General features: G+C 72.1%; 24 protein-coding genes and 2 tRNA genes. 11 read left to right on the forward strand and 15 right to left on the reverse strand.

All coding sequences use genetic code 11. The features are described 5' to 3' along the window. Positions 1-71: 71 nt before the first annotated feature. Together FLL47_RS45135 and FLL47_RS08815 are read right to left on the reverse strand one after the other, a co-directional pair. The gene (locus tag FLL47_RS45135; protein ID WP_144119965.1) at positions 72-671 is read right to left on the reverse strand and encodes a Clp protease N-terminal domain-containing protein; all 600 of its coding nucleotides are present in this window, start codon (positions 669-671) and stop codon (positions 72-74) included. Further along, positions 671-907: a helix-turn-helix domain-containing protein gene (locus FLL47_RS08815; protein WP_144119966.1), complete on the reverse strand. Its 237-nt coding sequence runs from the start codon at positions 905-907 to the stop codon at positions 671-673. Before FLL47_RS08815 ends, FLL47_RS45135 begins: the two co-directional genes overlap by 1 nt. A gap of 258 nt (positions 908-1,165) precedes the next feature. On the opposite strand from FLL47_RS08815, the gene FLL47_RS08820 reads away from it, so the two are divergent. After that, entirely contained in the window at positions 1,166-2,716 is a 1,551-nt protein-coding gene (locus FLL47_RS08820; protein WP_144119967.1) for an ArnT family glycosyltransferase, read from the forward strand. A 97-nt stretch (positions 2,717-2,813) separates the two neighbouring features. On the opposite strand, the gene FLL47_RS08825 is transcribed toward FLL47_RS08820, so the two are convergent. The 6 genes from FLL47_RS08825 to FLL47_RS08850 all read right to left on the reverse strand — a co-directional run bounded on the left by FLL47_RS08825 (position 2,814) and on the right by FLL47_RS08850 (position 6,280). Next, positions 2,814-3,893 carry a hypothetical protein gene (locus FLL47_RS08825; protein ID WP_144119968.1) on the reverse strand — a complete coding sequence of 360 codons (1,080 nt, stop codon included), beginning with the start codon at positions 3,891-3,893 and terminating at the stop codon, positions 2,814-2,816. Beyond that, positions 3,890-4,504, reverse strand: coding sequence for a hypothetical protein (locus tag FLL47_RS08830; RefSeq protein WP_186315620.1), 615 nt, complete (start codon positions 4,502-4,504; stop codon positions 3,890-3,892). The genes FLL47_RS08825 and FLL47_RS08830 overlap by 4 nt, the downstream gene beginning before the upstream one ends. 58 nt (positions 4,505-4,562) lie before the next feature. Beyond that, positions 4,563-4,635 (reverse strand) — tRNA-Asp (locus FLL47_RS08835). A 19-nt stretch (positions 4,636-4,654) separates the two neighbouring features. Continuing rightward, positions 4,655-4,727 (reverse strand) — tRNA-Trp (locus tag FLL47_RS08840). A 294-nt stretch (positions 4,728-5,021) separates the two neighbouring features. Then, the gene (gene yaaA / locus FLL47_RS08845) at positions 5,022-5,807 is read right to left on the reverse strand and encodes a peroxide stress protein YaaA (protein ID WP_144119969.1); all 786 of its coding nucleotides are present in this window, start codon (positions 5,805-5,807) and stop codon (positions 5,022-5,024) included. A gap of 50 nt (positions 5,808-5,857) precedes the next feature. Beyond that, positions 5,858-6,280 (reverse strand): DUF1801 domain-containing protein, encoded by a 423-nt coding sequence (locus FLL47_RS08850; protein ID WP_144119970.1) that lies wholly within the window; start codon positions 6,278-6,280, stop codon positions 5,858-5,860. A gap of 79 nt (positions 6,281-6,359) precedes the next feature. Between FLL47_RS08850 and FLL47_RS08855 the strand changes: the two genes are divergently transcribed. The 5 genes from FLL47_RS08855 (at position 6,360) to FLL47_RS08875 (ending at position 9,841) form a co-directional block, all read left to right on the forward strand. Continuing rightward, entirely contained in the window at positions 6,360-6,803 is a 444-nt protein-coding gene (locus FLL47_RS08855) for an NUDIX domain-containing protein (protein ID WP_144119971.1), read from the forward strand. Next, the gene (locus FLL47_RS08860; RefSeq protein ID WP_144119972.1) at positions 6,803-7,759 is read left to right on the forward strand and encodes a DUF1152 domain-containing protein; all 957 of its coding nucleotides are present in this window, start codon (positions 6,803-6,805) and stop codon (positions 7,757-7,759) included. Before FLL47_RS08855 ends, FLL47_RS08860 begins: the two co-directional genes overlap by 1 nt. A gap of 157 nt (positions 7,760-7,916) precedes the next feature. Further along, positions 7,917-8,171, forward strand: coding sequence for a hypothetical protein (locus FLL47_RS08865; protein WP_144119973.1), 255 nt, complete (start codon positions 7,917-7,919; stop codon positions 8,169-8,171). Between the two features lie 64 nt (positions 8,172-8,235). Next, positions 8,236-9,003 carry an alpha/beta fold hydrolase gene (locus FLL47_RS08870; protein ID WP_144119974.1) on the forward strand — a complete coding sequence of 256 codons (768 nt, stop codon included), beginning with the start codon at positions 8,236-8,238 and terminating at the stop codon, positions 9,001-9,003. Positions 9,004-9,151: 148 nt separating this feature from the next. Further along, positions 9,152-9,841 (forward strand): collagen-like protein, encoded by a 690-nt coding sequence (locus FLL47_RS08875; RefSeq protein ID WP_144119975.1) that lies wholly within the window; start codon positions 9,152-9,154, stop codon positions 9,839-9,841. Between the two features lie 73 nt (positions 9,842-9,914). Here FLL47_RS08875 and FLL47_RS08880 read toward each other — a convergent pair whose 3' ends face one another. Continuing rightward, the gene (locus FLL47_RS08880; protein ID WP_144119976.1) at positions 9,915-10,334 is read right to left on the reverse strand and encodes an HIT family protein; all 420 of its coding nucleotides are present in this window, start codon (positions 10,332-10,334) and stop codon (positions 9,915-9,917) included. A gap of 42 nt (positions 10,335-10,376) precedes the next feature. Here FLL47_RS08880 and FLL47_RS08885 point away from each other — a divergent pair, with 42 nt between their 5' ends. Next, entirely contained in the window at positions 10,377-10,931 is a 555-nt protein-coding gene (locus FLL47_RS08885; RefSeq protein ID WP_144119977.1) for a YbaK/EbsC family protein, read from the forward strand. Positions 10,932-11,024: 93 nt separating this feature from the next. On the opposite strand, the gene FLL47_RS08890 is transcribed toward FLL47_RS08885, so the two are convergent. Beyond that, positions 11,025-11,741, reverse strand: a complete 717-nt coding sequence (locus tag FLL47_RS08890; protein ID WP_144119978.1) for a hypothetical protein — start codon at positions 11,739-11,741, stop codon at positions 11,025-11,027. Between the two features lie 157 nt (positions 11,742-11,898). On the opposite strand from FLL47_RS08890, the gene FLL47_RS08895 reads away from it, so the two are divergent. The 3 genes from FLL47_RS08895 to FLL47_RS08905 all read left to right on the forward strand — a co-directional run bounded on the left by FLL47_RS08895 (position 11,899) and on the right by FLL47_RS08905 (position 14,428). Further along, a complete protein-coding gene (locus tag FLL47_RS08895) occupies positions 11,899-12,348 on the forward strand; it encodes a DUF3307 domain-containing protein (protein ID WP_246157689.1) in 450 nt (149 codons plus the stop codon). An 81-nt stretch (positions 12,349-12,429) separates the two neighbouring features. Continuing rightward, positions 12,430-13,386, forward strand: coding sequence for a phosphotransferase (locus FLL47_RS08900; protein WP_144119979.1), 957 nt, complete (start codon positions 12,430-12,432; stop codon positions 13,384-13,386). A gap of 118 nt (positions 13,387-13,504) precedes the next feature. Continuing rightward, the gene (locus FLL47_RS08905; RefSeq protein ID WP_144119980.1) at positions 13,505-14,428 is read left to right on the forward strand and encodes a 2-hydroxyacid dehydrogenase; all 924 of its coding nucleotides are present in this window, start codon (positions 13,505-13,507) and stop codon (positions 14,426-14,428) included. Positions 14,429-14,489: 61 nt separating this feature from the next. On the opposite strand, the gene FLL47_RS08910 is transcribed toward FLL47_RS08905, so the two are convergent. Then, a complete protein-coding gene (locus tag FLL47_RS08910) occupies positions 14,490-16,103 on the reverse strand; it encodes a gluzincin family metallopeptidase (protein WP_144119981.1) in 1,614 nt (537 codons plus the stop codon). A 102-nt stretch (positions 16,104-16,205) separates the two neighbouring features. Between FLL47_RS08910 and FLL47_RS08915 the strand changes: the two genes are divergently transcribed. After that, positions 16,206-17,237 (forward strand): prenyltransferase, encoded by a 1,032-nt coding sequence (locus FLL47_RS08915; protein ID WP_144119982.1) that lies wholly within the window; start codon positions 16,206-16,208, stop codon positions 17,235-17,237. Here FLL47_RS08915 and FLL47_RS42755 read toward each other — a convergent pair. The 4 genes from FLL47_RS42755 to FLL47_RS08935 all read right to left on the reverse strand — a co-directional run bounded on the left by FLL47_RS42755 (position 17,234) and on the right by FLL47_RS08935 (position 20,983). Then, positions 17,234-17,389 carry a hypothetical protein gene (locus FLL47_RS42755; RefSeq protein ID WP_186315621.1) on the reverse strand — a complete coding sequence of 52 codons (156 nt, stop codon included), beginning with the start codon at positions 17,387-17,389 and terminating at the stop codon, positions 17,234-17,236. The genes FLL47_RS08915 and FLL47_RS42755 overlap by 4 nt on opposite strands. Before the next feature lie 197 nt (positions 17,390-17,586). Beyond that, positions 17,587-18,333 (reverse strand): succinate dehydrogenase/fumarate reductase iron-sulfur subunit, encoded by a 747-nt coding sequence (locus FLL47_RS08925; protein ID WP_144120227.1) that lies wholly within the window; start codon positions 18,331-18,333, stop codon positions 17,587-17,589. Positions 18,334-18,344: 11 nt separating this feature from the next. Then, the gene (locus tag FLL47_RS08930; RefSeq protein ID WP_144120228.1) at positions 18,345-20,279 is read right to left on the reverse strand and encodes a fumarate reductase/succinate dehydrogenase flavoprotein subunit; all 1,935 of its coding nucleotides are present in this window, start codon (positions 20,277-20,279) and stop codon (positions 18,345-18,347) included. 2 nt (positions 20,280-20,281) lie between these two features. Continuing rightward, positions 20,282-20,983, reverse strand: coding sequence for a succinate dehydrogenase cytochrome b subunit (locus FLL47_RS08935; RefSeq protein WP_281286678.1), 702 nt, complete (start codon positions 20,981-20,983; stop codon positions 20,282-20,284). Between the last annotated feature and the right edge of the window lie 210 nt (positions 20,984-21,193).

Below are 21,193 nucleotides of genomic sequence, written 5' to 3' on the forward strand. Positions count from 1 at the left end.
GCCCAGTGGCTCGCGCCCCCTCCGGGCACCGGGGGCGCGGCGGGGGGGGGTCCCCCCGGCCGCGCCGGTTGTCAGCCGCGAGCCGTAATGGCCTGTTCGGTGCGCCGGCGCAGGTCGTCGAGGTCGATACCGGCCTCGGTGACGATCAGGGCGGCGAGCCCTTTGCCCTCACGGATCATGCCGAGCAGGATGTGCTCGGTGCCGATGTACTTGTGTTTGAGGCGCAGGGCTTCGCGCAGGGACAGTTCGAGCACGACTTTGCTGCGCGGGGTGAAGGGGATGTGGCGGCCTTCGCTGACGGCGACGTGGGGGCGGCGGCGGAACAGGCCGCGCCGGGGTGGTGGGGTGACCTGGTTGAGGGCGCCGGGGCCGAAGGTCTCCTCGAGTTTGGCGCGTACCGCGTCGAGGTCGATGCCGATGGCCTGGAGCGCGGCGGCATCGGCGGCGCCGAGGGGCTCGGCGGTGCCGAGGTGGCGGCTGATGGCGGCGGTTACCTGGTCGCGGTCGAGGCCCGCGGCGGTGAGCAGGTCGTACGGGATGCCGCTGGTCGGGCGGAGCAGGCCGAGCAGCAGGTGTTCGGTGCCGATGTAGTGCTGCTGACCGCAGTGGCGGGCTTCGTCCTGGGCGCCCCTGACGACTTCGCGTGCGGCGGTGGTGAATCGTTCGAACATCACTTCTCCCGTCGGTCCGGTCCGGGCCAGCGGCCGGCGTGTTTCTTGTGTACGGCCTGTCGGCTGACGCCGAGGGCGTCGGCGATCTCCTGCCAGGACCAGCCTGCTTTGCGGGCGTTGCCGACCTGCAGTGTCTCGAGGGTTTCGAGCAGCCGTCGCAGGGCGAGCACGGCGCGCAGGCCGACGCCGGGGTCGGCGCTGCCGGCTGCGGCGGCGAGTTTTGTCGCGTCGCTCATGATGTCAATGTAGGTTGACAACCGCCGCCGTGTCAACTCCGGTTGACGCCAGGCTCGGTCCGAAGTGTCGCTGACCTCCACCGAAATTGAGCGAGCGGGTCGTTGTGAGTCCGTCGCGTCGTGAGGTCTGCCCGATATGCGCGACACAAGCCTTTGGTGCTGCATGGTCACCATTGGCGGTGTTAGCTTCTGCGGGCCCCCGCCACGCGCCGACGCCGTCGAGTGGCGCCCTGCTGCCTGGACCCAGGACGGAACACGATGACAGGTGCCACCGTCACTTTGCGTTTAACCGTGGTGCGCGATGCGCTGCTGTGGGCCGCGGTCGCCGCGGCCGCGGCGTGGACGTTCGCCTACCGGGCCGCCACCAGCCGCGCCCAGGTACTGGACTACGACGACGGCGTGTACTGGCAGACCGCGCTGGCCATCGCCGACGGCGCACGGCCGTACACGGAGGTTTTCCACGCCCAGCCGCCGCTGTTCCCGTGGCTGGTCGCACAGCCGTTCGCGCTGCTCGGCGCAGTGGACGGGGAGACCACCGCCCGGCTGCTGATGACCGGGTTCACGATGCTGCTCGCGGCGAGCGCGGCCGGTATGGCCGCGGTGCTGCGCGGACCCCGCGCCGGGATGCTCGCCGCGCTCGCGGTGGCCGCATTCCCGCTGGTGCAGCGTTACAGCTTCCAGTTCGGCGCGGACCTGCCCGCCGCGGCGCTGGGCGGGGTAGCGCTGTGCCTGGCGCTGCGGGCCCGTAGCGCGGGCCGGTCGGCCCGGTGGTGGTGGGCCGGGTCGGGGGCCGCACTGTGCCTGGCCGCGCTGGTGAAGCTGATCGCCGTGGTGGTGGTGCCGTCGCTGGCGCTGGCGCTGCTGGCCACCGCCAGCGCGGGCGTGCCCGGGTTCTGGGCGTGGCTGCGGCGCACCGCGGTGGCGATCGGGTGCTTCCTGGCCGGGTTCGCCGCCGCGGCGGCGACCGCGCTGCTGGTGATACGCCCTGGGCGGGCGGCCTGGGACCAGGTGTTCTCGTTCCATCTGAAGGCGGCGGAGTCCGTCAACTCGCCCGACGTCGTCGGGATGATCCGTAACACCGGGGACTGGGGTCTGCCGTACTTCATCGCCGCGGGCGTCGGCGGGCTGCTCGCGCTGTGCCTGCCCGGCCGGTCCGGTGGGCGTGCCGACGTCGCGGCGATCGCGGTGTGGGCAGCGGCGATCGTGCCGTACGGGTACCTGCATCATCCGGTGTTCAAGCACCACGTGCTGCTGTTCATCGCACCCGCCGGGGCGCTGATAGTGCTGGGCGTGGCCGCGCTGTGGGCGGTGGCGCGGCGTGTGGTGCAACGGATCACCGGGCCGCGCCGCCGCTGGGCCGGTGCCGTGGCGGTCGTGGCGGCTCTCGTGGCGGGAACGTGGCAGACCACGCACAGCACCGTCGCGCCGGTGCTCGCCGACACGTCGGTCGAGGCGTGCCTGCGCGCCCTGCCCCGCGATGTGGTGCTCGTGTCCGACGATCAGGCGATGCTGGCCCGCGCCGGGCTGCGTACGCCGCCGTGGCTGGTGGACACCTCCCACGTGCGTATCGACTCCGGCTGGCTCACCGATGCCGAGATCACCGCCGCGGCGTCCGCCGCCGACGGGGTGCTGTTCGCCCGGCCGCGTCGCATCGGCAAACACCCCGAGGTCAGGGTCTGGGCCAAGGCGTACTTCCCGGTGCGGTACACCGCCGACCGGTACGAGCTGTACGTCCACGCCGCACCGCTGGTCACCGGCTGCGCCGGCAAGGTCGAGATCGACGGGAAGACCGTCACCCCCAAGCCGTGACGACGAACTGCGGGACGTCCCCCGAGGTGGGACGTCCCGCAGTTCGTACCCGGCGGCGGCCGGATGCATGGCAGGTAGGAGGCAGCCGCCGGGAGCTCTACCGCTCCAGCAACTGCTCGTGGAAGTCGCGGTAACGCTGCACGGCCAGGCGCAGCCGCTCGGTGTCCGTGCCCGCGTCACCGAACGCCCCGTCCAGCTCACGCTGCCGGTCGGCCAGCGACTCCTGCAGCGTGCGCACGGCCTCGCCGACCAGGTCACGCAGCTCCGCGGCCACCGCGGGCGGGTCGTCGACGAACCGCAGCTGCGCGGCCTGCCACCGGGTACGCAGGTCCTCGGCGGCCGTCGCAGGCCACAGCGAGGCCGCCGCCACCAGCGTGTCGACGTCGGTGGACTCGGTCGCCGGCGGCGGGTCGACCGCATCCGGTCCGCCCACGACCTGCACCCCGTCCTCGGTCGCGAGGTCTGCGGCGTCGGTCGCCACGGGCTGGTCCACCGGGTCATCGGCGCGGTCCGGGTCATCGGCGGTCGCGTCCGGCGTGGTCAGGTCCTCGACCGCCAGGTCGGCTGGGGTGGGCTCGTCGGCGGGTGTGCCGTCGGGGGCCACGACGTCGTCGTCGTGGCCGTCCACCGGGCGGTCCGCGGTGTCGGCGAGGGCGTCGTCGGCCGGCACCTCCACGTCGGCCAGATCGTCGAGCGTCCTGGTCTCCGAGTCGACCGGCTCGTCGTCGTCGACGGCCTGTGCGACCGTCTCGTCCTGCACCTCGTCGGCGGGCACGACCGGGTCGGCCCGGTCGGCCGGGTCCTCGCCGATGTGGGCCTCGGGATGGGCCGGGTCGTCGGTCGCGTCGGGCTCGTCGTCGGCGACGTCCTCCAGGGCCGGCGTCTCGCCGTCGTGGGGGGTGGCGACGTCGTGGCCGCCCTCGGTGCTGCCGCCGAAACCGTCGAGGTCCACCGGCTCGACAGGCTCGCCGTCGCGTGCGGCATCCTGCTCGGCGTGCACGACGCCGTCCTGGTCGTGGCGGTGCTCCGGCTCGCCGTCGGGGTCCACGATCTCGCCGTCGACGACGTCGTCGGAGCGATCCTGGTGCGGCACGCCGTTGTGCCGGTCGCGCGGGTCCAGGTCGTCGTCGGAGTCGACGAGGCCTTGGTTGAACTGGGCTCTGGTGTCGTAGGTCATGCGTGGACCTCCTCGTCACGGCGGGTGGTGGGGGGCGCTGCGGCGGCGGGCGTCGCGGCGGGGGTGGGCTCCGCGGGCACCGGGTCCTCGCCGAGCAGCTGGGCGACCAGCTCGCGGTAGCGGACCACCCCGATGCGCAGGTCCTCGGTGCCGGCTTCGCCGCGGCTGTTGCGATCGGCGATCTCCTTGGCCTCGCGGTACGAGGCCAGCGTGGCGGCGTGGTCGACGGACAGCTGAGCGAGCTGCTCCTCGTCGTCGTCGCCGGGGTAACCGCGCGCCGTGATCAGGTCACGGACGAGCTCGTCGGCCTCCCCCACCGCGTCGGCCGGGGCGTCGATGAAATGCGACTGCAGCGCGTGCCAGCGGACCACGAACTGAGCGTGGTCCTCCGGGGTCAGCTCCCGCAGTTCCAGCTCGGCGTGGCGGCGCTCGCGGTCGCGCAGGTCCCGCTCGGCGTCAGTCCGGGTGTCGTGCTCGGCGACGGCGCGGTCGTACTCGGGGCCGAAGCGGCGGCGCAGCGACTGGCGGCGCATGGCCGTCCAGGCGACGTACGCGCCGGCCGCGAGCACGGCGAGCACGATCAGCAACAAGATGATCTGTCCGGTGTTCATCGGGGTACCTCCTTCGGCCAGGAGATACCCCTTTTCGCGGCGCTAAACCGCGGAATTGCGCCGGTGACGGGAATCGAACCCGCGGCCCCCCGCTCGACAGGCGGGTGCTCTCACCACTGAGCCACACCGGCAGCGTATGAAGTTGTGTCGCACGGGCGGCAGGATTCGAACCCGCAACCTTCGGATTTGGAGGCCGGTGCTCTGACCGTTGAGCTACACCCGCATGCGTGGAAATGAAGAACCGCCCGTCGCCCGGTGTTCCGGGGCGAGGGCGGCGTCGGCCGTTCGCAGGGCGCTCAGCGGCGCCGGTCACCCGGGATCGGATCGTCGGTGTCGTCCGTGGACCAGGAGCGGGTCACGGCGCGGCGGGACGGGGACCATCGCTGATCGCCGGTGTGCTGCGGTCGCATCGCTGTCCTCCTGTCCTGTCCGGGTGGTGTCCATACCGTAGGCGGTCGTGATCGCCTGGCACAAAGGATTTACGGTGGCGCGGCGCGCGGCGCGCCTGGGCAGGCGGTCAGAGTTCGGTGACGATGACGTCGAGCTGCCAGGGCCGTCCAGGCTTGGCGGGCGGCTGTTCCTCGACGGTGTGCTTCAGGTCGCGCAGGGCGGTGGCGAGTTCGGCCGGGGTGCGCGGGTTGCCGCCGTCGGCGAGCAGGTCGCGCACGATGCGGCCCTTGGTGGCCTTGTTGAAGTGGCTGACCACGGTCCGGGCACCGTTGCGTTCGTGCAGCACCCGCACGGTGGCGGTGCGGGTGGCGACGTCGCCGCGGGGCGTCCACGCCGGGGTGTACATCGACGAGCGCAGGTCCAGGACCAGGCCGGTGCCCGCGGCCTCGGGAAGGGCCTGGGCCATCGCGTCGCGCCAGTGGGTGGTGAGCAGGCCGACACCGGGTAGGCGCACGCCCATGGCGCAGCGGTAGGGCGGGATGCGGTCGTCGATGCGCAGCGCGCCCCACAGCCCGGAGAAGATGAGCAGCGAGCGTCGGGCGCGGGTCTTCGCCGGGGCGGGCAGGTCGGCCAGGCCCAGGTTGTCGTATAGCACGCCGGTGTAAAGGCTGCCCGCGGGCAGTGCCTTGGCGGTACGCAGCAGCGTGTTGCGGGTGATCTCGCCGCGCAGGCCGGGGCTGAGCCCGAGCACGTCCGCGGCCGTGTCGGCGTCGCCGGAGCACAGCGCCAGCAGCGCGGCCAGGGCGCGCTCGCGGGCGGGGTGCAGGGCGGGCAGGGACAGCCCTGCCAGGTCCAGCGGCTTGCCGGAGCCGGCGTCGGCCTTGCCCTCGGACGGCGGCAGCAGGATCAGCACCGGCTCACTCTAGGTGACCTGCCATGCCCGGCCGGCGTCGGCACGGCCGGTCAGCTCGTGATCGTCTTCCCGTGGACCTGGGCGAACGCGCTGGCGATCAGCTCCCGCAGGGCGGCGGTGTCCACGTCAGCCAGCTTCTTGACGTACAGGCAGGCCTTGCTGGTGGTGACCGGGCCGAGCCTGGCCAGCAGGTCGCCGTGCACGTCGAAGCCTTCGGTGACGTACAGGACCAGGCTCTGCTTGCGCGGGGAGAAGCCGACGGCGGGCCAGTCGCCCTGCTTGCCGGAGGCGTAGACGTAGCGGTATTGCCCGAAGCCGACGATGGCGCTGCCCCACATCACCGGCGGCTGCCCGGTGACGTCCTCCATCAGCTCGCACACCGCCTGGGCGTCGGCCCGGCGGCGGGCGTCGGCGACACCGGCGAGGAACTCCTCGACGCTCGCGTCGTTCTTCGTCGTCTTGGGCTCGGACATGGGGCCAGCGTATGCCGCCGGTCCGACAGCCGCGGTCGCGGGACAGCGCGGGCGTGACGTGGCGAAGTAGGCTCGCCCCATGACCACCCGTATCGCGCTGACCGCCCTGGTGGGCCGGACCGGCGCCGTGCTGCTGCGGATGCGCGACGAGCAGTCGACGGTGCGGGCCAACCGGTGGAGCCTGCCCGGTGGTGCGATCCGGGCCGGTGAGACCCCGGTCAACGCCGCCAAGCGGCACGTCGCCGAGCAGACCGGCCTGCCGGTCGACGGCGAGCCGGGACTGTTCTGGCACGGATTCCTGCCGGGCACGCGGACCGACGTGTACTTCTTCGCCGCGGGCACGCCCGCCTGGACTCCGGACATCGTGCCGCAGGACGGCGTGCTCGCCGAGTTCGTGGCGGGCGAGGACGTGCTCAGCGGGCGCGCGTTCACCCCCGCGTCCGGGTTCGTGCTGGGCCGGTTCCTGGAGTCCAACGAGTACCTGACGTTGGCCGGGCGGTTCTTCCCGGCCGATCCGGTCTGATGCCGTCGCTGCGCACGCCGGGGCTGTTCGAGGCCCTGGCCGGGTGCGAGCGCGTGCTGATCGCCGGGGCCGGGGGCGGATTCGACGTGTACGCGGGCCTGCCGCTGGCCCTGCAGTTGCACGCCGACGGCGTACAGGTGCACCTGGCGAACCTGTCGTTCGCCGATCTGAACGCCCTCGACACCGAGGTGTGGCTGGACCCGGACGTCGCGGCGATCGGCCCCTGGACCAAGGGCCTGGACGACTACTTCCCCGAGCGGACCCTGGCGCTGTGGCTGGAGGCCAACGGCCTGCCGTCGACGGTGTACGCGTTCCCGCGGGTGGGTGTGCAGCCGCTGCGCGAGGCGTACCGGCTCCTGGTGGGCCGGCTGGCGCCGGACGCGATCGTGCTCGTCGACGGCGGCACCGACATCCTGATGCGCGGCGACGAGACCGGGCTGGGCACCCCGGAGGAGGACATGACCAGCCTCGCCGCGGTCGCCGGGCTGGACGTGGCCGTCAAGCTGGTCACCTGCCTCGGCTTCGGCATCGACGCCCACCACGGCGTCAATCACGTGCAGGTGCTGGAGAACCTCGCCGAACTCGACAGGGCCGGGGCGTATCTGGGCGCGCTGTCGATCCCGGGGCACTCACCGCAGGGCCGGGCGTACGTGGAGGCGGTCGTGCACGCCCGGGCGCTGACGCCGGGGTGGCCGAGCATCGTCAACGGGCAGATCGCCGCGGCGCTGCAGGGCCTGCACGGGGACGTGCAGTTCACCCGCCGCACCGGCGGCAGCCGGCTGTTCGTGAACCCGCTGATGGCGGTCTACTTCACCGTCGACCTGGCGGGGCTCGCCGCGCGCAACCTGCTGCTGGACCGGATCGAGGGCACGCACCTGATGCGGCAGGTGAGCGCCGCGATCGAGGCGTTCCGCAACGAGACCGACACCCGGATTCCGCGGGTCTTCCCGCACTGACCGCCGGTCCTGCATACGGCCCGACCCGGCGAGACCGGCACGGTCCCCTTCGAACGGTCTGCACTCGCCGCGACGGCAGGCGGTCCTCCGTTGCGGGGTGGGCAAAGTGGATGAATGAGGTATCGCGTCGAGTCGATCGGACGGTTAGGTTCTGTGCATGTCCGGGGACGCGCTGATGATCGGCATTATCGGAGTGCTGCTGGGGATCCTGGTCGGCCGCCGGTGGCTGAAGATGCAGCAGGCGGGTGCGGGATACAAGTCCGCCGTCGCCGGGGTGCCGAAGGCCAAGGCCGCGGTGAAGACCGCCCGCAAGGCGTGGATGCTCGCCATGCGCGCCGCGATGCTCGCCGCGGTGCTGATGGTCGTGTACTTCCTGGCCACCACGACCGCGGTCTTCCAGTCCGCGCGGTGACCCAGCTCACCTGCGGCCGATATCGGGAGGCGGAGCCCGAGTTTGATCACTAACGTGGCCCGCGATGACACTTTCACATGACGTGGCCGGTGACGGCCCGACGATCGTTCTGCTGCATTCCACGGTCTGCGATCGGCGGATGTGGGATCCACAGCTGCCGGTCCTGACCGCGGCCGGTTACCGCGTGGTGCGCTGCGACCTGCGCGGATTCGGTGACACCCCCATGCCCGACCGGCCGTTCAACAACGCCGACGACGTCGCGGACCTGCTCGACGCGCTCGGCATCGAGCGCGCGGCGCTGATCGGGTCGTCCGGTGGCGGCCGGGTCGCGCTCGAGTTCGCGGCACGCCTGCCGCAGCGCACGACCGCGCTGGCGCTGCTGTGCACCGCGGTCGCCGACCACGAGCCCAGTGCCCGACTCAGCGCGTTCGGCGACCAGGAGGACGCGCTGCTCGAAGCCGGCGACGTCGCCGGGGCGACCGAACTCAACGTCACGGCGTGGATCGGCCCGCACGCCGACGACGCGACCCGCGACCTGGTGCGCCGGATGCAGCGCCACGCGTTCGAGGTGCAGCTCGCCCCCGTGGAGGAGGAGCACGGCTCGATCAAGAAGGACGTCGACCTGACCGCGATCACCGCACCGTGCCTGCTGGTGTCCGGGGAGCACGACTTCGCCGACTTCCGCGACATCGCCGAGCGGCTGTCGAAGCAGCTCGCCGGGTCGCGTCACGTGCACCTGGACTGGGCCGGGCACCTGCCGAGCATGGAGCGGCCCGAGGAGCTGAACCCGCTGCTGCTCGACTTCGTGCGCGAGACCGTTCCCGTCGCCTGAACCGGCGAGCCCGGCGGTCACCATGTCGCACTGTGTAGGCGTATAGCTACGTACAGTGCGGCATGGCGCCGCCGGTTCGCCCTATTAGCTCGCTATAACCGTCTTCTCCGATCCTTCACCGGGATCCGATCTTCCATCGAGGAGAGACGTGAATTCGTTCGTCCGACGCCGGGCGCAGCGCGTGCTGGGCGTGGCGGGCCTGGCGGCCGCGACCCTGCTGGCCTTCGGCAGCTTCGCCCAGGCCCAGCCCGAGGCCGCCGCCGTCATCAAGGCGTGCGTGAACAAGAAGACCGGCGACGTGCGCATCCCCGAGCTGCCCAGGGGCGGCGGCAACGGCTGCACCAAGCAGGAGCAGGCCCTCACCTGGAACGTCAAGGGGCCCAAGGGCGACCGGGGCACGCCAGGACCGCAGGGCCCGAAGGGTCCGGCTGGGCCTGCCGGACCGGCCACGCCGCCCGCCGGGTTCAGCGACGTCGAGCGGGACGGCACCCTCTCGGCCGATGACACCACCGTGCTGAGCCTCACCAACCTGCCGGCCGGCACCTACCAGGTGACGACGACGCTCAGTGCGGCGAGGATCGGCCAGTCGCCGCAGTTCCAGTGCCTGCTCGCGTTCAAGGCCACGGCGGACGGCCCGGCCCAGGCTGCCGGCACCATGGCCGAGGCGGACCCGCGGGCAGGTGTCGACGGCGCGTCGTTCGCCAGCTCCGGCGCCGTCGCCGCCCAGGTCAACCTGGGCGCGGGCGGCGAGGTCGTGCTCCTGTGCAGGGGTTCCGGCGGTTTCACGGCGGCGATGAACGCCGTCGCGGTGACCGCGCAGCCTGCGGCCGCCCCGTAAGAGGACACGAAGGGGGTCGACGGCCACGAGCGGCCGTGGGCCCCCTTTGCGGTGCGGTCCGGCTCGCTGGGGCTCAGGCTTCGGCGAGCGCGGCCGCGATCGCGTCGGCGTGCGAGCGGGCTTGCGCGTCGTCGGCGTACTTGGTGCGGGGCCAGAAGAAGCCGCGCAGGCCGTCGCCCTTGCTGCGGGGCACGACGTGGGTGTGCAGGTGCGGCACGCTCTGGCTGATCTTGTTGTTGAGGGCGACGAAGGTGCCCTGGGCCGACATCGCCGACTCGACGGCCCCGGCGATGCGCTGGACCTGCTGGAAGTAGCCGCCGACGGCCCCGGTGGGCAGGTCGTGCAGGGTCGGCACGTGCTCGCGCGGCACCACCAGCACGTGACCGGGGAACACCGGCCGGGTGTCCAGGAAAGCCACGACCGTGTCGTCGGCGTGCACCAGCCATGCCGGGCGCGCCCCGGCCGCGATCTCGCAGAACAGACATCCCTCCATGGCAACGCCGAGCCTATCGGTTGCCTGGGTAGCATCGGTCGCATGTCTGCTGCACCCATCGGAAACTTCGAGGCGGCCTGGCCCGCCGTGGACCGTGCCGACCTCGTGGCCGCGCCCGTGACCAAGGCCCTGGCCGGTTGGACCGGCGCCGAGCCGGTCGAATCGGTCCTGGTCGTGGACACCGACCCGGAGCTGGCCGACACCGCGAACTTCGGCGAGGCGTACGAGGTGGCGCCGGAGCTGTCCGCCAACTGCGTGGTGGTGGCCGCCAAGCGCGGGCAGGACGTGACCTACGCGGCGTGCATGGTGCTGGCCAGCACCCGCGCCGACGTCAACGGCCTGGTCCGCAAGCACCTCGGGGCACGCAAGGCGTCGTTCGCGCCGATGGACGAGGCCGTGTCGCTGACCGGGATGCAGTACGGCGGCATCACCCCGATCGGCCTGCCCGACAGCTGGCCGGTGCTGGTCGACGCCGCCGTCGCGGACGCGCCGTATGTGGTGATCGGCTCCGGCAACCGGCGCGGAAAGATCATCGTGCCCGGCAAGGTGCTGGCGGGCCTGCCCGGTGCCACCGTGCTGGAAGGGCTGGGCCTGTAGCGCCCCGGCGCGGCGAGATCGGCCCGGGACGCTCGGGCGAGCGCCTGGGCCGCTCGGCCGGGGCGCCGCCGCGGGCGGCCCGAGCGCGACGGTTCAGTTCGGCAGGGCGGCCAGCAGGCCCAGCAGCTCCCACCGCTCAGTCTCGGTCAGCACTTCGTAGATCGGCTCGTCACGGCGGTTCGTATCCTGCTCGATCGACACCCGCAGCGGGTCGCCCGGCGACAGCGCGCGCAACTGCTCCAGGGTCAGCCCGGCGGCGGCCCAGGCCGCCCGGTGCGCGTCGCCGCGGTGGTGGCGCAGCGCACCCAGCCGGGTGCTGACCTGCAGCGCGTACGACGCACCGGCCGGCTCGTACACCGGCGTCGCGGCGCCGAACGCCGGACCGCCGGTGGCCTCGCCGGCCTTGAGCAGGACGGCGAGCAGCTCGGCCAGCCGCGGCAGGGCCGCCTCGCCGGGCAGTGCGCCGCGGAACGTCTGGCCCCATTGCTCCTGCGCCGCGTCGGCGATCGCCTGCTGCAACGCCAGGGTGTAGGTGTGTCCGGTGTCGGTCAGCGACCACGTGCCGGCGTCGTCGACAGCCATGATGGCCTGCTCCAGTTCGTCGCTCATGTCGCCGGCACCGTAGGCGGTGACGGCCGCGAACGCGGCGGCGGGCATCGGCCGGGCCAGCAGCCCGAAGTAGAAACTGCTGTTGAGGCCTTGGCGCAGCCCGGTCTGCTCGGTCAGCAGCCGCACCCGGTCGCGGGCGGCCGTACGCATTCCGATGTAGACGCGGTCGATCGCGGGCCGGACGAGAGCGGCGTACGACATGTGGACTCCCCGTGGTCACTGTGCTGAACCCGACACCCTACCGAGCGGCTCGGAGGAGTTCCAGGCCACATTCCACGCTCACTCCGTAGTGCAGCACACATCGAAAGTGTCGGCTGGATCGCAGCAGAGCGTGCAGTCGCGGGCCACCATGGATGGCATGTCCTCCGTTCCCGATCCGATGGTGGTGGCCCGCGCGGCAACCTTCGCCGTCGTGCTCCTCGTGCTGTACGTCGGGCACCAGCTCGGCGACCACGTCGCGCAGACCGACCGGCAGGCGGAGGGCAAGGCCGCGGCCGGCCGGCGCGGCTGGACCGCGATGGCCGGGCACCTCGCCGGATACCACGTGACCATGGCCGTGCTGCTGGTCGGCACGACGGCGGTGCTGCGGCTGCCGCTGTCGGGTTGGGGCATCGCCGCGGGCCTGGCCTTCTCCGTGGCGACCCACGCGCTGCTGGACCGCCGCTGGCCGGTGCGGGCGCTGCTGCGGGCCACCGGCTCGCCCCGCTTCGCGGAGCTGACCACGCCGGTCTGCGGCATGTACGCCGCCGACCAGGCCCTGCACCTGCTCGCCCTGCTCGTGTCGGCGCTGCTGATCGTGGCGGTCTAGCCGAATTCCGGACAAACGGTGTGCGCAGGCGGCCGGAATATCGCGGGCGGCGCAGGTCAGCGCGCCGGTAGCCTGCCGGACATGGACAACACCGTGACACCCGACTGGGCGCAGGCGCTGGCCTGGATCGACGAGTCCCTGGCCGAGGCCGGTCTGCGGGCGACCGGCCCGGTCGAGCAGACCCGGGTACGGCCGTGGTCCGTGCTCGCGAAGGTGCCGGTCGGCGACGGCACGCTGTGGTTCAAGGCCAACGGCCACTGCTCGACGTACGAGGCACGCCTGCTCGACGCGCTGGGCCGCTGGGCGCCTGGCCGGGTCCTGGAACCCATCGCGATCGACGGCGAGCGCGGCTGGTCGCTGCTGCCCGACGGCGGCAGGACGCTGCGCGAGGTCGCCGCCGACGACCCGGCGCACTGGGAGGACCTGCTGGCCCGGCACGCCGAGCTGCAACGCGACCTGGCCCCGCGCGCAGCCGAGATGATCGCGCTGGGCGTGCCCGACATGACTGCGGCCCAGCTGCCCGGCCATTTCGCGACCCTGCTCGGCGACCCGCTGGTCGGCGGTTCGCTGGCTGCGGAACAGGCGGCGCTGCTGCGGGCGTACGAGCCGGGCTATCGGCTGCTGTGCGAGCAGGTCGCCGCGAGCGTGGTGCCGGTGTCGGTGCAGCACGACGACCTGCACGACGCGAACGTGCTGGTCGGTGACGGGTACCGGTTCTTCGACTGGGGTGACGCGTCGGTGGCGCACCCGTTCGCGGTGCTGCTGATCGCCATGCGGATCGCTGCGGACCGCTACGACCTCAAGCCCGGCGACCCGGTGCTGGCCCGGTTGCGCGACGCCTACCTGGAGCCGTGGACCGGGTTCGGCACCCGCGCCGAGCTGGCCGCCGAGGTCGAGCCCGCGGTGCAGGCCGCCAAGGTGAGCCGTGCCCTGTCCTGGCAGCGCTCCCTGCAGGACGCCGACCCCGGGTCGCTGGCCGAGTACGGCCCCGCCGTGCCCGGCTGGCTCGAGGAGTTGCTCGTCCCCAACGTCCTGTAGCAACGGTGGGCGTTCGCCTGCCGGTTGCCTGCGGCAGGCGGTTTCGGCTGCCGAACCGGCTGCCGCCCGGTTCGCCAAGAGCCGCCTCGCGGCGACCGGCGGCCGATAGCGTGGGAACGTGCGGATGTGGATCGCCCATGAGGCCGGTCGGGAGTTGATGGGACCACTGCCGGGCGGTGTCGACATCGCGGTGCTGCCGGCGGTCGACGCGCCGCTGCCGGGTGATCCCGCCGAGGTCGAGTTCTGGGTGCCGCCCAACGTGAACAGCCCGGACCTCGTCGCCCTGGCCCGGCCGATGACCGGCCTGAAGGTGATCCAGCTGCTGTCGGCGGGAGCCGACGCGTGGATCGGGCGGCTGCGGGACGGCGTGACACTGTGCGACGCGCGTGGCGTGCACGATCCGAACGTCGCCGAGTGGGTGGTCGGCGCGATCATCTCCTCGTTGCGCCGCTTCGACCACTTCGCCCGCGCGCAGGCCGCGCACCGGTTCGCGGACGGGGAGGTGACGCCCACCGATGAGCTTTGCGGCAAGCGGGTGCTGATCGTAGGCGCGGGCTCCATCGGCGCGGCCGCCGCGGCCCGGCTGACCCCGTTCGGCGTGCAGGTGACGAACGTGGCGCACACCGCCCGCGACGGCGTGCACGGCGTCGCCGACCTGCCCCGGCTGCTGCCCGACGCCGACGTGGTGGTGCTGCTGGTGCCGCTGACCGAGCAGACCGAAGGCATGGTCGACGCCGCGTTCCTGGCCGCGATGCCCGACGGAGCGCTGCTGGTCAACGCCGCCCGCGGGCGGGTGGCCGACGCCGCGGCGCTGACCGCGGAGCTGGCGAGCGGGCGGCTGCGAGCGGCGCTCGACGTGACCGACCCCGAGCCGCTGCCGCCCGACAGCCCGCTCTGGGACATGCCGAACGTGCTGCTGACACCCCACATCGCGGGCGCGGTGCGGGGCACGGTGCCGCGGGCGTACCGGCTGGTCGGCACCCAGGTGCGCCGCCACATCGCGGGCGAACCGCTCGACAACCAGGTCCGCGGCGGCTACTGAGCATCCGGATCCGCGGACGGCGTCGCACGTACCGGCGGTGCGACCAGGCGCGCTGTGGCGATCAGGCCGCTCTGTGCAGCTCGGCGAGCAGGGCGTCCGCGGACGGCGGGCGGCCGAGCAGGTCGCGCAGTACGTCGCCGGAGGGGCGGGCGAGACCGAATCGGTAGAGGTGCGCACTGACCCAGGCGTACCAGCCGGGGTCACCGGTGGACCAGTCGCCGCGGGCGGCGCGCACCGCGGCCCGCAGTTCGGCGGCGAGGATCGGCCCGAGCGCGTAGTTGACCATGTAGCCGGGTTCCTGGACGAGCTGGCCGCGCATGGCCCACCAGGACAGCTCCGGATGCGCGACGACGCCGAGGTAGGTCGAGGTCAGCTCGGTCCAGACGTCGTTCGGGCGGCGGGCAGGGTCGGCGTGCATGCGCATCTCGAACAGGGCCCAGCACACGTCGAGCATCACGTCGGCGTACCGGTCACGCAGCGCGGTCCGCTCCGGCACGCTCACGCCCAGCCAGTGCCGCTGCCAGGCGGGCTCGGCGGTGTCCAGCGCGGTCAGCTCGGCGATCGCCTCGGTCAGCGCGTCGCTGTCCGGCCAGTCCGCGTACGCGGGGCGGGTCGCGATCGCGGCGACGTGCAGTGCGTGGCCGGTCTCGTGGATCAACTCGGTGAGCTCGCCCAGCCCGCCAGCGGTGTACGTGCCGAGCACCCAGGGCACCGCCCGGATCCAGCCGGCGGAGGTCTCGCGCGGGCGGGACCCGAAAGTCGTGTACGCCACCGGCACCGGCGGCCGGGCCGGCCGGGCCGTGACGTCGTAGCGCACGCCCAGTTCAGCCGGGTCCGCGCCGAGCGCGGCGTGGTACGCGTCGGACAGCGGGCGCAGCCGGGGCAGCGGGATCGCCTCGCGCAGCGCCCGCGCGGTCGTGCCGTGGGTGTGCCACCAGTCCCAGGGCTCGATCGGCGGGCCGCCCACGGTGATCGCGCGCCAGGTGTCCAGGATGGCGACCAGTGCCGGTTCGACCTCCGACGCGTCCATGCCCAGGGCGGCCCCGTTCGCGGCGACGGGCGAGCCGTGCGCCCAGCGCCGGGCGCTGTGTGACAGCAGCCGACGGTACGGGCTGTCGTCGCCGTCACCGTCGATCGCCTGCCAGACCGGGCGCAGCGCGTGGAACAGGCGGCGGCGCTGCTCGGGGTCGGGTTCGTCGCCGAGCCTGCCCAGTACCGCCAGCCGGGTGAGCGTCCGCCCCTCGTGCTCCACGGCGGCCTGCCGAGTGCCGTAATCCCGTTCGATCGCGTCCCTGATCTCGTCGAACTCAGCCGTCACGCGCTGCCCGGGAGGCCCGGCTTGAGCAGGCTCGGCGGAAGTCTCGGCCCAACGCCGCATGATCTTCACCGCGCGGAGGTCGGCGTCGCCCGCAGAACCCGGGACGGGAAGCCAAGCGGCCGGTTGAGCGGCGGTAGGGCCGGTGAGGTGGTCAGCAGCCTGTCTGCTGTCGGTGAGGTGGTCGGTGTCCGGGCCGAGCTTCGCCAGGGCGGCGAGCAGGCGGGCGCGGCTGAGCGCGGCGTCCTCGGCCAGGCCTGGCTCGACGGCGCCGCGGGCGTCGGCGAGTTCCAGCCGGTCGGCGAGCTCGCGGGCATGCAGGTAGCAGCGTTCGGCGGCGGTGACGGCGGTGTCGGCCATGGCCGCGACCTTAGCCGAGCATGATCGTCGTAGGGCTCCTCCGTTCGACGCAGGCATCGCGGACCGTGTGCCGGTGGCGGCCTGCGGCGGTACAGTCCGGCCGTGACGGCTGAGACTTCTCCGCTCCCGCTCAAGGCGCGGCTGGCGGCGTGGCGGTACGCGTTCCTCACCACCAACCCGCCCGAACAGGGCGTGGTCGACGGGGTCACCCGCTGGCTGGTGGTGACCCGCGCCGGGGTGCTGCCGATGACGCTCACCTCGGGCCTGATGGCGGTGCTGCTGGCCGCCGTCTCCGACGCGCGGGTCGACTGGCTGAACGTGACCCTGGCCGTGGTCGGCATCGTGGTCGCGCACCTGGCCAACAACCTGATGAACGACCTGGCCGACACCGAGGTCGGCAACGACACCGCGGACTACCCGCGGGCGCTGTACGCACCGCACCCGATCCTCGCCGGGCTGGTCACCAAGCGGCAGCTGATCGCGGGCATCCTGCTCTGCCAGGTCGTCGACCTCGCCATCATGGTCACCCTGGTCGTGCGGCAGGACTGGTGGATCGTCGCGTTCGCGGTCGGCGGACTGTTCCTGTCGTACGCGTACACCGCACCGCCGCTGCGGCTGAAGAAGGTCGGCCTGGGCGAGCTGGACGTGCTGCTCACCTGGGGGCCGCTGATGGTCGGCGGGGTGTACTACGCGGGCACCGGCACGCTGCCGTGGCAGGTCCTGGCCGCGGCGACGGTGTACGCGCTGCTGCCGACGACGGTGCTGATGGCCAAGCACATCGACAAGCTGCCCTACGACGGCCCGGCGGGCACGAGGACGTTCCCGGTGCTGATCGGCGAACGGGCCGCCAAGCGGCTGACCCAGGCGATGATGGTCGCGTTCTATGTCGGCGTGGCCGTGCTGGTGGCGGTCGGGGCGCTGCCGTGGCCCGCGCTGCTGGTGCTGTTCGCGGTGCCGATGCTGGTCAAGGTGGTACGGGCGTTCGACAAGCCGGTGCCCGACGAGCCGCCCGCCGACAACCCGGTGTGGCCGCTGTGGTGGGCGCCGATCGCGTTCCTGCACACCCGGCGGGCCGGTGGCCTGCTGATCCTCGGGCTGCTGGGCTGGGCCGTCTGGCTCGCGGTGCGGAGCTAGCGGGCGGCCGCCGAGGCCGCGGGCAGGCCCGCCGGTTCGGCAGGCACGGCCACGCCGGCCAGGCTGCGCAGGATCCTGGTCGCGACGACGCAGATCGTCACCGCCAGGATGACGGAGAGCACGGCGGAGATGGCGACTGCTACGGGAGTCATACGTGGCCGGCTCATACCCGCCCTTCGGCGTCGAGGGTGACGAATGCCGGTCACGGTAGCGAACTCACGAGCCTCCCGCTGACCCGTCGTCGTGCTGCGCCGCGGACGGGTAGGCAAACCGAGGCCTGTACGTGTGGGGCAGTTGCCCCGGAACGTACAGGCCTCGGACGTGACATCGCCGCGTGGGCGGCGCGGACTCAGCTGGCGGCGCGCAGCGCCTGGCGGTAGTCCTTGTTGAGACGCGCGATGGTCTCCAGCGGGATGCCCTTCGGGCAGACCGAGGTGCACTCGCCGGTGTTGGTGCAGCCGCCGAACCCGGCCTCGTCATGCGCGTTGATCATGTCGATGACGCGGGTGTTGCGCTCGGGCTGACCCTGCGGCATCAGGCCCAGGTGGGTGATCTTCGCGGCGGTGAACAGCATGCCGGAGCCGTTCGGGCACGCCGCGACGCAGGCGCCGCAGCCGATGCAGGTCGCGGCCTCGAAGGCGGCGTCCGCGTCGAGCTTGGGCACCGGGGTGGCGTGCGCGTCCGGCGCGGAGCCGGTCGGCGCGGAGATGTAGCCGCCCGCCTGGATGATCTTGTCGAACGCGCGGCGGTCCACGACCAGGTCCTTCACGACCGGGAACGCGGCGGCCCGCCACGGCTCGATGTCGATCGTCTGGCCGTCGGTGAAGTGCCGCATGTGCAACTGGCAGGTGGTGGTCGCCTTCTCCGGGCCGTGCGGCACGCCGTTGATGACCAGGCTGCACATGCCGCAGATGCCCTCGCGGCAGTCGTGGTCGAACGCGACCGGGTCCTCGCCGTCGAGCGTCAGCCGCTCGTTGAGCACGTCGAGCATCTCGAGGAACGACATGTCCGGGGAGACGTTCTGCAGCTGGTAGGTCACCATGCTGCCCTTGTCCCGCGCATCGGCCTGCCGCCAGATGCGCAGCTTCAGGCTCATCAGCTTCTCGGTCACTTGTAGCTCCGCTGGCTCGGGTGTACGTACTCGAAGTTCAGGTCCTCCTTGTGAAGGACCGGCAGGTCGCCGCCGAATTCCCAGGCCGCGACGTAGCTGAAGCGCTCGTCGTCGCGCTCGGCTTCGCCCTCCTCGGTCTGGCTCTCGGCCCGGAAGTGACCGCCCGCGGACTCCTCGCGGTGCAGCGCGTCGATGCACATCAGCTCGGCCAGCTCGAAGAAGTCGGCCACCCGGCCGGCCCGCTCCAGGGACTGGTTGAGGCCCTCGCCGTCGCCGGGCACCTTGGCCCGCTGCCAGAACTCGGCCTTCAGCTCGCGGATCTCGCCGATCGCCTTGCGCAGGCCGGCGTCGGTGCGCTCCATGCCGCAGTACTCCCACATGATGCGGCCCAGCTCGCGGTGGAAGGAGTCGACGGTGCGGTCACCGTTGATCGACAGCAGCTTCTCGATGCGGTCCTCGACCAGCTTGCGCGCCTGCGCGACCTCGTCGTTCTCGCCGTCGAGCTTCGGGAACGGACCCGCGGCCAGGTAGTCGCCGATGGTGTTCGGGAGCACGAAGTAGCCGTCGGCCAGGCCCTGCATCAGCGCGGACGCGCCCAGGCGGTTGGCACCGTGGTCGGAGAAGTTGGCTTCGCCGATCACGAACAGGCCCGGGATCGTCGACTGCAGGTCGTAGTCCACCCACAGGCCGCCCATGGTGTAGTGCACGGCCGGGTAGATGCGCATCGGCGTCGAGTACGGGTCCTCGCCGGTGATGCGCTGGTACATCTCGAACAGGTTGCCGTACTTGGCCTCCACCGCGTCGCGGCCCAGGCGGCCGATCGCGGCGGCGAAGTCCAGGTAGACGCCCAGACCGCCGGGGCCGACGCCGCGGCCCTCGTCGCAGACGTTCTTCGCGGCGCGCGAGGCGATGTCACGCGGCACCAGGTTGCCGAACGCCGGGTAGATGCGCTCCAGGTAGTAGTCGCGCTCGTCCTCGGGGATGTCGGCCGGCACGCGGTCGTCGCCCTTGGCCTTCGGCACCCAGACCCGGCCGTCGTTGCGCAGCGACTCCGACATCAGGGTCAGCTTGGACTGGTGGTCGCCGGAGACCGGGATACACGTCGGGTGGATCTGCGTGTAGCACGGGTTGGCGAACAGCGCGCCCTTGCGGTGCGCCCGCCACGAGGCCGTGACGTTGCAGCCCTTGGCGTTGGTGGACAGGAAGAACACGTTGCCGTATCCGCCCGAGGCGAGCACGACGGCGTCGGCGAACTCGGTGCTGATCTCACCGGTGACCAGGTCGCGCACCACGATGCCGCGGGCCCGGCCGTCCACGATGATCAGTTCGAGCATCTCGTGCCGGTCGTGCATCTGCACGGTGCCGGCCGCGATCTGGCGCTCCAGGGCCTGGTACGCGCCGAGCAGCAACTGCTGGCCCGTTTGGCCCCGGGCGTAGAAGGTGCGGGAGACCTGCGCGCCGCCGAAGGATCGGGTGTCGAGCAGGCCGCCGTACTCGCGGGCGAACGGCACGCCCTGCGCCACGCACTGGTCGATGATCTGCACGGAGATCTGCGCCAGGCGGTGCACGTTCGACTCGCGGCTGCGGAAGTCGCCGCCCTTGACGGTGTCGTAGAACAGCCGGTGCACGGAGTCGCCGTCGTTGCGGTAGTTCTTCGCGGCGTTGATGCCGCCCTGCGCCGCGATGGAGTGCGCGCGGCGCGGGGAGTCCTGGTAGCAGTACGACTTGACCTGGTAGCCCAACTCGCCCAGGGTCGCCGCGGCCGAGCCGCCGGCCAGGCCGGTGCCGACCACGATCACGGTGAGCTTGCGCTTGTTGGCCGGGTTGACCAGCTTCGCGCCGAAGCGGCGGCGCTCCCAGCGGGTCTCGATCGGGCCGTCAGGCGCCTTGGTGTCGGCGACCGGGTCGCCGAGGGTGTAGTAGTCCGTCATGGTCACTTCACCAACCCTGTGAGTACGGCGAACGGAACAGAGAGGAAGCCCGCGCAGATCACGAAGGCGACGGCGAACGCGATGCCCTGCAGGAGGCGCTCGCGGCGGGCGTTGCTGACGCCGAGGGTCTGCAGCCCGCTCCAGATGCCGTGGCGCAGGTGGAACCCGAGCGTGGTCACGGCGAGGGCGTAGAAGGCGGTGACGTACCAGCGGTCCGGGCCGAAGTCGGCGGCGACCGCGGCGTGGGCCTTGCTGGTGTCCGCGACCGGGTTCAGGTGGCGGGTGGTCAGGTCCAGGATGTGGTAGACCACGAACAGGAAGACGATCACGCCGCCCCAGCGCATGGTGCGCGCGGCGTAGCTGCCCTGGACCGGCTTGCGGTGGGCGTACTTGACCGGGCGGGCCTTGCGGGCGCGGATGGTCAGCGCGGCGGCGGACCAGACGTGCAGGCCCAGGGCGACCAGCAGGCCGATCCGCTGGATCCACAGGAAGCCCGCGGTGGGCAGCATCGGCGCGCCGATCTCCCGCAGCCAGTGCGCGTAGTGATCGAACGCCTCGGCGCCGAAGAAGATCTTGAGGTTGCCGATCATATGAGCGAGCAGGAACAGCACGAGGGCTGCGCCGGAGATCGCCATGATGACCTTTTGGCCGACCGTGGATCGGAAAAGTCCAGGTCGGGAGAGGGTCTGATTCGCTACTGCCACGCCTCGGAGGCTAGGGGGAAGTGGATCAGGCGTCCAATGCATGGCTCCCGCGGTGTCGATAGCCGTGAGCTATCTGGAAACGCGCTGAAGACCTGAACGCAGGCTGTAAACGCGTGCCTGCCAGCGGCGGCGTGCCCTCGACCACGCCTTGACCTGTGATCCATCACTCAGGGCGTGGTCAAACTCACTGCGCGAATCGGCCGCCGCAGG

This window comes from Catellatospora sichuanensis (genome assembly GCF_007483665.1).
GTDB classification, from domain to species: Bacteria; Actinomycetota; Actinomycetes; order Mycobacteriales; family Micromonosporaceae; genus Catellatospora; species Catellatospora sichuanensis.